This is a genomic window from Cytobacillus sp. FSL W7-1323, from assembly GCF_038595015.1.
Lineage (GTDB): Bacteria > Bacillota > Bacilli > Bacillales > Cytobacillaceae > Cytobacillus > Cytobacillus kochii.
Genome location: NZ_CP151998.1, coordinates 3,155,005 through 3,167,741 on the forward strand (window position 1 = coordinate 3,155,005; position 12,737 = coordinate 3,167,741).

The 12,737-nt window shown below is 37.6% G+C and carries 12 protein-coding genes; 3 read left to right on the top strand and 9 right to left on the bottom strand.

Features of this window, described 5'->3' with window-relative positions:
• Window positions 1-25: 25 nt before the first annotated feature.
• Entirely contained in the window at window positions 26-952 is a 927-nt protein-coding gene (locus MKX67_RS15960) for a Na/Pi symporter (RefSeq protein WP_095372516.1), read from the top strand.
• A gap of 82 nt (window positions 953-1,034) precedes the next feature.
• Here the strand turns inward: MKX67_RS15960 and deoC are convergent, their stop codons facing one another.
• Window positions 1,035-1,706 (bottom strand): deoxyribose-phosphate aldolase, encoded by a 672-nt coding sequence (gene deoC / locus MKX67_RS15965; protein WP_342488451.1) that lies wholly within the window; start codon window positions 1,704-1,706, stop codon window positions 1,035-1,037.
• Between the two features lie 296 nt (window positions 1,707-2,002).
• Here deoC and MKX67_RS15970 point away from each other — a divergent pair, with 296 nt between their 5' ends.
• Entirely contained in the window at window positions 2,003-2,203 is a 201-nt protein-coding gene (locus tag MKX67_RS15970; RefSeq protein WP_157733932.1) for a helix-turn-helix transcriptional regulator, read from the top strand.
• 6 nt (window positions 2,204-2,209) lie between these two features.
• Window positions 2,210-2,638 carry a hypothetical protein gene (locus tag MKX67_RS15975; protein WP_342488452.1) on the top strand — a complete coding sequence of 143 codons (429 nt, stop codon included), beginning with the start codon at window positions 2,210-2,212 and terminating at the stop codon, window positions 2,636-2,638.
• A gap of 162 nt (window positions 2,639-2,800) precedes the next feature.
• Here MKX67_RS15975 and mtaB read toward each other — a convergent pair whose 3' ends face one another.
• The 8 genes from mtaB to hemW form a co-directional block, all read right to left on the bottom strand.
• Complete coding sequence (gene mtaB / locus MKX67_RS15980) at window positions 2,801-4,144, bottom strand: tRNA (N(6)-L-threonylcarbamoyladenosine(37)-C(2))-methylthiotransferase MtaB (protein ID WP_095372512.1); 1,344 nt, start codon at window positions 4,142-4,144, stop codon at window positions 2,801-2,803.
• A gap of 6 nt (window positions 4,145-4,150) precedes the next feature.
• Window positions 4,151-4,897, bottom strand: coding sequence for a 16S rRNA (uracil(1498)-N(3))-methyltransferase (locus MKX67_RS15985; RefSeq protein ID WP_281202237.1), 747 nt, complete (start codon window positions 4,895-4,897; stop codon window positions 4,151-4,153).
• 58 nt (window positions 4,898-4,955) lie between these two features.
• Entirely contained in the window at window positions 4,956-5,894 is a 939-nt protein-coding gene (gene prmA / locus MKX67_RS15990; RefSeq protein ID WP_341096687.1) for a 50S ribosomal protein L11 methyltransferase, read from the bottom strand.
• 22 nt (window positions 5,895-5,916) lie between these two features.
• Window positions 5,917-7,038 (bottom strand): molecular chaperone DnaJ, encoded by a 1,122-nt coding sequence (gene dnaJ / locus MKX67_RS15995; RefSeq protein WP_307312851.1) that lies wholly within the window; start codon window positions 7,036-7,038, stop codon window positions 5,917-5,919.
• A 694-nt stretch (window positions 7,039-7,732) separates the two neighbouring features.
• Window positions 7,733-9,568 carry a molecular chaperone DnaK gene (gene dnaK, locus MKX67_RS16000; protein ID WP_095372509.1) on the bottom strand — a complete coding sequence of 612 codons (1,836 nt, stop codon included), beginning with the start codon at window positions 9,566-9,568 and terminating at the stop codon, window positions 7,733-7,735.
• Between the two features lie 29 nt (window positions 9,569-9,597).
• Complete coding sequence (gene grpE, locus MKX67_RS16005; RefSeq protein WP_095372508.1) at window positions 9,598-10,191, bottom strand: nucleotide exchange factor GrpE; 594 nt, start codon at window positions 10,189-10,191, stop codon at window positions 9,598-9,600.
• A gap of 82 nt (window positions 10,192-10,273) precedes the next feature.
• A complete protein-coding gene (hrcA, locus tag MKX67_RS16010; RefSeq protein ID WP_095372507.1) occupies window positions 10,274-11,305 on the bottom strand; it encodes a heat-inducible transcriptional repressor HrcA in 1,032 nt (343 codons plus the stop codon).
• 262 nt (window positions 11,306-11,567) lie between these two features.
• Window positions 11,568-12,701, bottom strand: coding sequence for a radical SAM family heme chaperone HemW (gene hemW, locus MKX67_RS16015; protein WP_341096707.1), 1,134 nt, complete (start codon window positions 12,699-12,701; stop codon window positions 11,568-11,570).
• Between the last annotated feature and the right edge of the window lie 36 nt (window positions 12,702-12,737).

Genomic DNA, 12,737 nt, shown 5'->3' on the forward strand with positions numbered 1-12,737 from the left:
TATGCTTTCCTAGGAGGGACAAAGCATGACTTCATTACTCATTTTTATAATAATGATTGCTGTTTTTATTTTTGGCATGACTTTATTGCGGAAAGGGCTATTCTATTTATCAGCAGATTCAACTAAACGCTGGTTAACTAAGTTTACAAATACACCTCTTAAAGGGATGATGGTTGGCATTATCTTAACTGCTATTATGCAGAGTAGCTCCGCAGTTATGATTATTACCATTGGTTTAGTTGCCGTACACTTACTTACTTTCCGCCAAACGATTGGTATTATTTTAGGGACAAACATTGGCACCACTATCACAACGGAGTTAATTACTTTCGATATAGAATCTTTTATTTTACCGATTGCTATAATCGGCATGTTATGTGCATTCATCAGGAGGCGATCCTTTCAGAGTATCGGCATTGGATTAATGGGTATTGCTTGCGTATTTGCTGCTATGAGGGGGTTTGAACATTTAGCTTTTACCATTAAAGAAACCCCATGGGTAAAAGATTTTCTTATTACATTAGATCAAAGTCTATTATTAGCCGTAATAACCGGTATTGTTCTTACTGCGATTATCCAGTCAAGCACTGCCACTACAGGTATTCTAATGGGATTTTTAACAGCAGGTGGGATGGACCTTAGTACAGCGATTGCTATTATGCTTGGTTCCAACATCGGCACATGCGCTGACGCATATCTCGCCAGTATCGGTGGACGTAGAGAAGCAAAGTTAACTGCCTATGCTCACATTTGGTTGAATATTATAGGTGTTCTTCTCTTCTATCCTTTTATTGAGCTGCTAACAAATTTCGGTATTGGTTCAGCAGACCAAATTGATAGGCAACTTGCTCATGTTGGTGTCCTTTTTAATGTCATTACTTCACTTCTCGTTCTACCTTTTGCCAAACCTTTTAGTGACTTGATTATTCGCCTACATGACCGTAAAAAGTAGTGAATATCGTTGTGCTAATATACACCACAGTTAAAAAGAGAGACGAACATTCAGAATGTCCGCCTCTCTTTCAACAACTAGATTAATAATCTGTTGTACTTGTTAATCCATTTACGATAGCAATGCCTGAGCTTGCACCGATTCTAGTCGCACCAGCATCAATAACTGCTTGTGCATCTTCTGCACTTCTCACTCCACCAGAAGCTTTGACGCCAATATCGGGACCTACCGTTTCTCTCATTAATTTCACGTCAGCAACAGTCGCGCCACCCGTTGAGAAACCAGTTGATGTTTTAACGTAATCCGCTCCTGCTTTAACAGCCAATTGACATGCAATTACTTTTTCAGCATCTGTTAACAAACTAGTTTCGATAATCACTTTTGTTAAAGCCTTACCATCTGCCGCTTCCACAACTGCACGGATATCCTCCTCCACAATTTCTAATTTCCCACTTTTAAGTGCGCCAATATTAATAACCATATCAACTTCTGTGGCCCCTTGTTTGATGGCTTGTGTTGTTTCAAAAGATTTAACTTCTTTATCCGATGCACCTAAAGGGAAGCCAATGACTGTACAAACAGCCACATCTGATCCCTGTAAAAGTTTAGCCGCTTGTGAAACCCATGTTGGATTTACACATACAGAAGCAAAACCGTTCTCTTTTGCCTCGTTACATAAAGTATTAATTTGCTCAACCGTTGCATCAGCCTTCAATAATGTATGATCAATCATTTTTGCTATATTATTTGTCATCAATGAACTCTCCTTTTTTTATAAAATGCTTTTATACTTAATTCTTCTGCTAGTTGTCCGTACCTCTGTTATCATATCATTTTATGAATGAAATATCGAGATTCTCTTTAGTAAAATGAGAAAAACTGTTTTAATTTAGGTTCCAAAAGATAAAAAGACTGTTTTACAAGATGTTAAGGTCATTATTTATTCCCAGGACTTTTATTATCCTTATATTGAAAAGCTATTATTCATGTAATATATATATTGAAAAATGTAAAATATATGTTACGTTTATAAAAGGAGTGATACAATATTTGGATAATAAGGTTAAGATTTCTCGTATACAAGTAGATTTAACACAACAACAACTTGCAGAAAAGATAGGTGTTACTCGCCAAACCATCAGTTTAATTGAGAAGGGTAAGTATAACCCTTCTCTCAAGTTATGTCTGGATATATGTTACGCAGTTAATAAAACTTTAGATGAAGTATTTTGGATAGAAAAAGGAGGCTGATAATATATGAAAAAAATCACAGATGAACGTTTAGTTCTACAAAATTTAAAAAATATACGTATTGCATTTATCATCCAGACCATTGGAATTCTTGGAATTTTAGGTTATGACTTAGTTACAGGTGGGTTAGATGAAATGAGAAAAAACCCACTATGGACAGTATTTATAATAACCGCAGTTGTTTCAGCCTATTTATCAATGAGTATTAGTGCAGACCATGAAGATAATAAGATAAACCCCCGGAAAAGTCTAATTATTTCATTAGTAATTCTTATTTTGATTACAACAGTTGTTGGTTTTTTTGTATCTCTCACACAAGGATTTTCTATCATGAATGGAGTAATTGTGGGTGCTATTCTATTTATTTGTGGCCTAATTCCAATCATTTATATCTATTTCTTAAGAAAAAATCGACAAGATAAAGAATCCGAATAAAATTGAAAAATAACCTATTAAGGGATCACTAAAATAAAGAATTACTTAGGGTTTCATTCGTTTTCCTAGATTCACCATTTACCTTACTCCGACTATTTTTCTTACGGAATAAAAATGCAGTAAAAAAAGCTGACCGGTCAATGAACGGTCAGCTCTAATCGTTTATACTGCTTTTTCTTTCATCTCATCCATGACACGAATAAATTGCCCTTCGTTATATGGATAACCTGCTTTTGTTATCTTCACTTTGACTAATTTACCTACCATCTCTTCTGTTGCAGGCACAATCACTTTTAAGTAATTATCCGTATAGCCTACATACAAATTCCCGTCTGGCGCATCTTTGTATTTTTCTTCAGGGATGATCTCGAGTACTTCATCTTCAAAGCGACTTGCGTACTCTTTCGCTAGTTGATCAGATAAATGAATTAAGCGATGAACTCTTTCATTCTTAACTTCTTCATCAATTTGATCAGTCATTCGTGCTGCTGGTGTGCCTGTTCTACTTGAATAAGGAAAAACATGAAGCTCTGAAAATTTATGTTTTTTAATAAAATCATACGTCTCCATAAATTCTTCTTCTGTTTCACCAGGAAAACCGACAATGACATCTGAAGTAACTGCTAAACCAGGTAAGGCTTCTTTTAAGCGCTCAATACGTTCAGCGAAAAACGCCATCGTATACTTTCGACGCATTCTTTTTAATACTGTGTCCGATCCTGATTGAATCGGAATATGCAGATGACGGACAACAACCTTAGAGTTTCTAATTACTTCAATCACTTCATCCGTAATTTGACTCGCCTCAATAGAGGATATACGAATCCGTTTAATGCCTTTAACCTGTTCTTCTAAATCCTTTAGTAGCATAGCTAGATTATAATCCTTAAGATCCTCGCCATAACCGCCAGTATGTATCCCGGTTAAGACAATTTCTTTGTAACCAGCCTCCACTAATTGTTGCGCTTGATGAATCACTTCTTTGGGGTCTCTAGATCTCATTAAGCCACGAGCCCAAGGAATGATACAAAAAGTGCAGAAGTTATTACAACCTTCTTGTATTTTTAATGAAGCACGCGTCCTATCTGTAAAGGCCGGAACATCTAGTTCCTCGTAAACCCGATTTTTCATAATATTTCCGACACCATTAATCGGTTGACGTTCACTTTTATATTGCTCAATATACCCTAACATTTTCTTCCTGTCTTGTGTTCCAACGACAACATCCACACCTGGGATGGCCATGATTTCTGCCGGTGATGTTTGGGCATAGCATCCTGTTACACAAATGACAGCGTCCGGATTTTTTCGAATGGCTCTACGAATGACTTGTCTGCTTTTTTTATCACCAGTATTCGTAACCGTACATGTGTTAATCACATACACATCAGAGGTAGATTCAAAACCGACACGATCGTATCCTTCTTCTTTAAACAATTGCCAGATGGCTTCTGTTTCATAATGGTTTACTTTACAACCAAGTGTATGAAAAGCTACTGATGGCATATATCTTCACTCCATTAATTCAAAATGATAAGAAACAGCTGAAAGTACATAGGAAGGTGCTGTTTCAGTTCTTAATATTCTTGGTCCTAATCCACAAGAAATAAACCCTTCATCCTCTAAAAGCGTTATTTCTTTTTCTGTCAGGCCACCTTCTGGCCCAAAAATAAATAATAAAGAGTCTCCCCGGGACATACCCTTGAGTACTTGGTGAAAAGCCGATGATTCACCTTGTTTACTACTTTCTTCATAAGCGACACATTTATAATCATAATTTTTACTTATTTCTAGTAACTGCTGTAAGGACTGTGGTCCATACACATGTGGTACTATGATGCGATGAGACTGCTCGGCCGCTTCTTTAGCGATCTTTTGCCAACGATCTTTCTTTTTATTCGCCTTTTTTTCGTCTAACTTTACAATGGAACGAGCTGACATAAAAGGGATAAACCGATGGGCGCCAAGTTCGGTGCCTTTTTGTATTATCCATTCGAGCTTATCCCCTTTAGGCAATCCGCTCACAATGGTAACATCAACAGGTAATTCGACATTTTTCTCTATCCATTGTACAACTTCTAACTCTACCACTTCAGAGGTAATGTTAACCAGTTTACATTGAGCTGCTTTTCCGTCAGGGTCTACACAAATAATTTCGTCACCTACATTCATCCTCATTACGCGGGTAATGTGGTGATAATCATCACCTGTAATAAAAAAATGATCATTTTCTCTATGATTCACAAAATATCGTTGCATATATATAACCCCTTACTAAACGAATAAATAGGGGGAATTCATGACTCCCCCTAGTACATTACTGCTTTTTACCTATAATGGCAACCCAATCTTCCATTTGAATTGTCTCAACAATGTCAAAACCACTTGAAATCATCGCCTCTTTGACAGCCTGTTTTTTCTGCTGAATAATGCCAGAAGCAATAAAATGACCTCCTGGTTTCACCACTTGCGCGACATCATCTGTAAAACTTACAATTACTTCTGCTAAAATATTGGCGACTACTACTTCAGCTTGTACAGTAATATTATCTAACAGATTACCTTGAGAGACTTCAACAATATCCTGCACTTTATTTAACTTGATATTGATTTTCGCTGAACGTACAGCTACTTCGTCCAAATCGAGTGCAGTAATATTCTCTGCACCGAGCATCGCTCCAGCAATACTGAGTACTCCTGACCCCGTTCCCACATCGATAATATGATCACCAGATGTAACAATATGCTCTAGTGCTTGAATACACATCACTGTTGTTGGATGAGTTCCTGTTCCAAATGCCATTCCTGGATCCAATTCAATAATGAGTTCATCACTACTTACTGGTGTATATTCTTCCCAAGTTGGAACAATCGTGAATCGTTTAGAGATTTTCACAGGGTGATAGTACTTCTTCCAAGCAGTCGCCCACTCTTCTTCGTTCACTTCACTAATACTGACCTCATTTTTACCAATATCAATATTAAACGATAAAAGGTTACTAATGGCATTCTTTATTTCTTCTACTGTTTCGCCTAAAAAGCTATTAATCGGTAAATATGCTTTAACGATTACGCCTTCCTCTGGATAATCATGTGGATCGAGCTGGTAGATTTCGCCGTATTGATCTCTTCGTTCTTTCTTCAATTCAAATGGATCTTCAATCACTACACCACTTGCACCTGCTTCATGAAGAATATTTGAAATCGGCTCAACTGCTTCGTTCGCCGTGTGAACACTAATCTCTGACCATTTCATCTTACTACCAACTCCATTTCACTTATTCACCCTTAAAGGCACGCTTTACTTTTGAGAAAAACCCATCTTCTTGTTCACCTTGAGGTACTTTGCCACTCACTTCTGCAAATTCATTTAATAGCTGTCTTTGTTTATCTGATAACTTCGTCGGTGTTACCACTCTAACAATAATATGTTGATCACCAGTACCATAACCTCTCACATTAGCTACACCTTTTCCTTTTAGACGGAACTTTGTACCTGTCTGTGTTCCTGCTGGTACTTTGAGCTTAACCTTGCCGTGAAGTGTTGGAACTTCTACTTCATCCCCAAGTGCAGCCTGCACAAATGTAACTGGCATTTCACAATAAATATCGTCGCCATCCCTCTCAAAGAACTCATGTGCACGAACGTGGAAAACAACATATAAATCACCTGCTGGTCCACCGTTTACACCAGGTTCCCCTTGAGAAGATACACGAAGTTGCTGACCATCATCAATACCTGCTGGAATTTTCACACTGATTTTGCGACGTTTTTTCACTTTACCGTCGCCACCACATGTTGAACATTTATGTTTAATCTCTTTGCCTGTACCGTTACAATAATTACATACACGACGGTTGACAATCTTACCAAACGGTGTATTTTGCTCTACATTTAATTGACCGGAACCATGACAATGTTTACACGTTTCAGGTTTCGTCCCAGGTTTCGCGCCTGAACCATTACATGTTTCACACGTTTCTTCACGTGGAATTTCAATTTCAGTATCTTTACCAAAAGCGGCATCTTCGAAAGATACCGTCATATTATATTGCAAATCAGCACCTTGGCGCGGTGCATTCGGATCTCTTCTTCTTGATCCTCCACCAAAGAAAGAACTGAAGATATCTTCAAAGCCACCAAAGCCTTCGAAGCCACCTCCACCACCAAAACCTTGGTTTGGATCTGTATGACCAAATTGATCATAATGAGCTTTTTTCTGATCATCACTCAATACTTCATAAGCTTCTTTCACTTCTTTAAACTTTTCATCCGCACCCGGTTCTTTATTAATATCCGGATGATACTTCTTCGATAATTTTCTGTATGCTTTCTTTATTTCATCCTTAGACGCACCTTTACTTACGCCTAGGACTTCATAGTAATCTCTTTTATCCATGATTACCACTCCCCGATCCATTTCACATAAAAATAATTGTATCATCCCACCAACCCAAAAGGCAATAAGAAAAGCGGAAGCGGCTTGCTCTGGAGCGACAAGCATAAGGCGAGGTTGGCTATGAGGTTGTTCTTACCTCATAGACAGCTTTGACTTATGACCTCGAGCTCCATGCCGCTGCAGCTAGACAATAAGAAAAGCGGAAGCGGCTTGCTCTGGAGCGACAAGCATAAGGCGAGGTTGGCTATGAGGTTGTTCTTACCTCATAGACAGCTTTGACTTATGACCTCGAGCTCCATGCCGCTGCAGCTAGACAATAAGAAAGCGGAAGCGGCTTGCTCTGGAGCGACAAGCATAAGGTGAGGTTGGCTATGAGGTTGTTCTTACCTCATAGACACAGCTTTGACTTATGACCTCAAGCCGATGGCACCTGCAGCTAGATCATAAAAAAGCGAAAGCAGTTCGTCCACTTTATTTCACCTCTACGGGTGAGGATACATGATTTTTATGACTATTTTATGTTCTTTTCATTAACAAAGTGTGGTTTATAGTTTAGAAATAAGAAGTAAGCTGACGATTGCTTCCTTACTTCTTATTTCTAAAACAAATGCCACTTAAATAATGAACTTTTTAATGCAAAAATAAAGCCAAAGCCAAGTAATACCTGACTTTGACTTTTGTTAGGACTTTAAAATTATTTTTTATCGTCTTCTACTTCTTCGTACTCTGCATCTACCACATTATCGTCTGCTTTTTTAGATGCATCGCCTTCTGCACCTTGAGCTGCTTGTGCTTGTTGTTGTGCTTCTTCATATAACTTCATAGTCAAAGCTTGAACGATTTCTTGAAGTGCATCTTTTTTCGTGCGAATGTCTTCTAAGTCACCTTTTTCAATGGCAGCTTTCAATTCATCCTTCGCTTCATTTGCTTTTGTCACTTCTGCTTCTTCTACTTTACCTTCAAGATCTTTTAATGTTTTTTCAGTAGTGAAAACTAATTGATCTGCTTCATTGCGAAGTTCAACTTCTTCTTTACGTTGTTTATCCGCTTCTGCATTATCTTCAGCTTCTTTCACCATACGATCGATTTCTTCATCTGAAAGACCTGTTGAAGATTTGATTGTAATAGCTTGTTCTTTATTTGTGCCAAGATCCTTCGCACGAACATTAACAATACCGTTTTTATCGATATCAAATGATACTTCAATTTGTGGTACACCACGTGGTGCCGGTGGAATATCTCCTAATTGGAAACGACCTAGTGTTTTATTATCTTGTGCCATTGGACGTTCACCTTGAAGTACATGGATATCAACAGCAGATTGGTTATCAGCAGCTGTAGAGAATACTTGTGATTTAGATGTTGGGATTGTTGTATTACGTTCAATTAGCTTCGTGAATACCGCACCCATTGTTTCAATACCTAGTGAAAGTGGAGTCACGTCAAGTAAAACAACGTCTTTCACATCACCAGTGATGACACCACCTTGAATGGCAGCTCCCATCGCTACGACTTCATCAGGGTTTACCCCTCTATGTGGGTCTTTACCTGTTTCTTTTTTAATCGCTTCTTGTACAGCTGGAATACGTGTAGAACCACCAACAAGAATGACTTTATCAATTTCTGATGGAGAAAGGTCAGCATCTTTTAACGCTTGGCGAGTTGGTCCCATTGTGCGTTCAACTAAATCTGCAGAAAGCTCATCAAATTTTGCTCTTGATAAAGTAACTTCTAAGTGAAGTGGTCCAGCTTCACCTGCTGTGATAAATGGTAAAGAAACTTGCGTAGAAGTAACACCTGAAAGATCTTTTTTCGCTTTTTCAGCTGCATCTTTCAAACGTTGAAGAGCCATTTTATCTTTAGCTAAATCAATACCATTTTCTTTTTTAAATTGTTCCACTAAGTAGTCAATGATCACTTGGTCAAAGTCATCTCCACCTAGTCGATTATCACCTGCAGTTGCTTTTACTTCAAATACGCCATCTCCTAATTCAAGGATAGAGACGTCAAAAGTACCACCACCAAGGTCATATACTAAAATCGTTTGATCTTCGTCCGTTTTATCCATACCGTAAGCAAGTGCGGCAGCAGTTGGTTCGTTAATGATACGTTCAACTTCTAACCCCGCAATTTTACCCGCATCTTTTGTCGCTTGACGCTCAGCATCATTAAAATAAGCAGGAACAGTGATAACAGCTTTATCAACTGTTTCTCCAAGATAATCTTCAGCATAGCCTTTTAAGTATTGAAGGATAGCTGCAGATACTTCTTGTGGAGAAAGCTCTTTACCTTCTGCTTCTACTTTATAATCTGTTCCCATATGGCGTTTAATTGAAATAATTGTATTCGGGTTCGTAATTGCTTGTCGTTTAGCTACTTCCCCTACTTGACGTTCACCATTTTTGAAAGAAACAACTGATGGCGTTGTTCTATTTCCTTCAGGATTTGGAACTACCTTTGCTTCGCCGCCCTCAAGCACAGCAACACATGAATTTGTTGTTCCTAAGTCAATACCAATAATTTTGCCCATGATCTATACCTCCATTACATAATATGTAGTTATTGATTTACTTTAACCATTGCCGGTCGAATGACACGGTCTTTCAGTAAATAACCTTTTTGAAATTCTTCAACGACTACATTAGAATCGTAGCCTTCTTCTTCCACCTGCATAACAGCTTGATGGAATTGAGGGTCAAATACTTGGCCTACAGCTTCAATCTGTTCAACGCCTTCTTTTTTCAACGCCTCGATTAAACTGCGATAAACCATTTCCATACCTTGTAGCAATGATTGCACGCTACTATCGTCTGAATTAGATTGCAGTGCTCTTTCAAAGTTATCAAGGGCTGGTAATAAATCTGATACTAAGCTTTGCGCTCTATATTTTTCAGACGCTTCACGATCTAACTTCGCACGACGTCTGCTATTATCAAAATCCGCTTGTAATCTTAAATAACGATTATCGGCCTCTTCCACCTTTTTCTCAAGCTCTGCCACCTTAGCTTCCAGCGCAGAAACCTCACTATTTACTTCAGATGAATCACCTTCAGATTGAGTGTCAGCAGCTTCACCAAAAACTTCTTCTGGTTGAATGTTTTCTTGCTCGGATTTGTTTACCTCTTCTTGTAGAGTCTCTTTTTCTTCTGCCAACTTTTTCACCTCCCTTAAATGCTATTGGGTTCATAGTTAAAGGGGTGGAAGCGAATTCCACCCTTATTCAATATTTCCAGGGTTATTCGTTTTGATACAGCCTTGTCAACTCATAAGATAAGCCTTTACTTAAAAATTGTAGCAAACTGATGACTCTGGAATATTCCATTCTGGTTGGTCCTAATATAGCAATCGTTCCCAATTGTTCTGCACCAATAGAATAGCTTGCGGTAATTAAACTACAATTATCCATCGCAGAATTTTTATTTTCGGTACCAATTTTCACTCGAATACCTGAGGAATGATTACGTATTAAATCATATATTCCTTCTTCCTGCTCAATCATATAAAGTAAGTCCTTTACCTTGTCTATATCATGAAACTCGGGTTGACTTAATATATTCGTTTTCCCACCAAAGAACAATTTCTCATTTGCAGGCATTTGAATCGTATCGATAATTGAGTGGTAAAGAAAGTCATAATGTTGGATATGCTGGCGTAAAACTATGGCAACTTCTTTATAAATCGTTTGATTTAGATGTTCAATTGGTACACCCACTAAACGATCATTTAAAATATTTACCATCATTTCAATATCTGCTGGGTTCATGGATTCAGGAAAATGAAACATTCTATTTTCCACATGCCCAGTATCTGTCACAATAATTGCAATGGCTGTGTGATCATTCAATGGAACGATTTGAATTCTTTTTAACCTATTCTCCTTCACTGCCGGACCTAAAACGATTGAAGTGTAATTCGTCATTTCTGAAAGGATTTTAGCTGATTTTTGTACAATTTTTTCTAATTCGTACATCTTATCACTGAAAATACTTTTCATTTGTACTACCTCACGTTTATTTAGTCGCTGCGGGGATAAAAGATGGTCGACATAGTATCTATACCCCTTCTCAGAAGGTATTCGTCCTGATGAGGTATGTGTTTTTTCTAAAAAACCAAGCTCCTCTAAATCAGCCATTTCATTCCTAATTGTCGCCGAGCTAAAAGAAATTTCATCTTTCTTAGATAATGTTCTTGAGCCAACCGGCTGTGCCGTCTGAATAAAATCATCAACAATCACTTGGAATATCAACAATTGACGATCTGTTAACACAGTAATCACCTCTGTTAGCACTCTCATTTAATGAGTGCTAAATCTAATAATAAATTATCAAATCTAGGAGCGAGTGTCAATCTTTTGCGCCTTATCTCCATCATAATTATTAAAAGAAAGACAACAAACCATCATTCAAGGAAGAATGTTGAATGTACCACTCGTTTGATCATTGTTTAGAATACAATGATTTCAACATATTTTGCTTCTTTCTACGTACCACCTGATCAACGAAATAGAGCGGTAGCTTTTACCGTTCTAATCATTTAATAAATGATTGAAAAACTTCATTGCCTAACAGTCGGCCTTGCTTTGTTAATTGAATAGAATCACCTTTTATTTCTAGTAAAGACTTCTGTTCATGTCCTAGTAATTCTTCGCGAAATACCTCCATAATATCTATATAGTATTTATCCTTAAACTCTTTCATAGAAACACCTTGTGTTTTCCGAAGTCCAAGAAACATTTCTTCCTCCATTTTCTCCTTCTTCGTTACTTCATGTTTATCCATAATAGGCAACTCATTTTGATCTAATGGTTCCATATATTTTTTTAAAGGACCGTAATTCGAGCGACGATAACCTTCCACATAGCTATGGGCACCAGCACCAAACCCAAAATAAGCTTCATTATTCCAATAGGTCAAATTATGTTTACTTTCAAAGCCAGGTTTAGAAAAATTACTAATTTCATACTGCTCAAAGCCATTCTCTTTCATTTTTTCCATTAATAACTCATACATGGCTGCCTCAACATCCTCCCCAGGGGTATGAAGTTTACCTTTACGCATAAGGTTATAAAATACTGTTTTTGGCTCTATGATGAGAGAATAAGCAGAATAATGCTGAACATCTAATTGAAAGGAAGTGGTTAAAGTTTCTTGGAAGTCTGCCATCGTTTGAGTAGGCAAACTATAAATAAGGTCTATACTCATATTTTTAAAGCCAGCTTTTTTTGCTGATTCCACTGACTGATATACATCTTTTGCCCGATGTACTCTACCAATTTTCTCTAACAATTGATCATTAAATGTTTGTACACCTAAGCTTAATCGATTGACCCCATAATCATACAAAAGCTTAAGTTTTTCGTATGACAAGTCCCCTGGATTAGCTTCAAACGTAAACTCATACTGACCAGCAAGAGGTAATCTTTTGCGAATTGACTCTAGAAAAGTTGCAAGTTGCTTTTCATTCAAAGCAGTCGGTGTACCTCCTCCGACAAATATAGTCTTAAAAGGAGCGTAGTCGCTGCTGTTCATCGTAATTTCCATTTCTTTATCTAAATATTGTAGATACTCATCTACTGGTTGTCCCTTTAAGAACACTTTATTAAAATCACAATAGTGACAGATATGCTCACAAAACGGTATATGAAGGTATGCCGCTTGAATCATTACTTTCACAACCTTACTTTTTTAGGTTTCTCATCA

What these genes read in the sequence shown, in the direction of transcription:
- hemW (WP_341096707.1), bottom strand. Translation starts at nt 12,701, where the DNA reads ATGATTCAAGCGGCATACCTTCATATACCGTTTTGTGAGCATATCTGT.
- prmA (WP_341096687.1), bottom strand. Translation starts at nt 5,894, where the DNA reads ATGAAATGGTCAGAGATTAGTGTTCACACGGCGAACGAAGCAGTTGAG.
- dnaK (WP_095372509.1), bottom strand. Translation starts at nt 9,568, where the DNA reads ATGGGCAAAATTATTGGTATTGACTTAGGAACAACAAATTCATGTGTT.
- MKX67_RS15960 (WP_095372516.1), top strand. Translation starts at nt 26, where the DNA reads ATGACTTCATTACTCATTTTTATAATAATGATTGCTGTTTTTATTTTT.
- MKX67_RS15975 (WP_342488452.1), top strand. Translation starts at nt 2,210, where the DNA reads ATGAAAAAAATCACAGATGAACGTTTAGTTCTACAAAATTTAAAAAAT.
- deoC (WP_342488451.1), bottom strand. Translation starts at nt 1,706, where the DNA reads ATGACAAATAATATAGCAAAAATGATTGATCATACATTATTGAAGGCT.
- mtaB (WP_095372512.1), bottom strand. Translation starts at nt 4,144, where the DNA reads ATGCCATCAGTAGCTTTTCATACACTTGGTTGTAAAGTAAACCATTAT.
- MKX67_RS15985 (WP_281202237.1), bottom strand. Translation starts at nt 4,897, where the DNA reads ATGCAACGATATTTTGTGAATCATAGAGAAAATGATCATTTTTTTATT.
- dnaJ (WP_307312851.1), bottom strand. Translation starts at nt 7,038, where the DNA reads ATGGATAAAAGAGATTACTATGAAGTCCTAGGCGTAAGTAAAGGTGCG.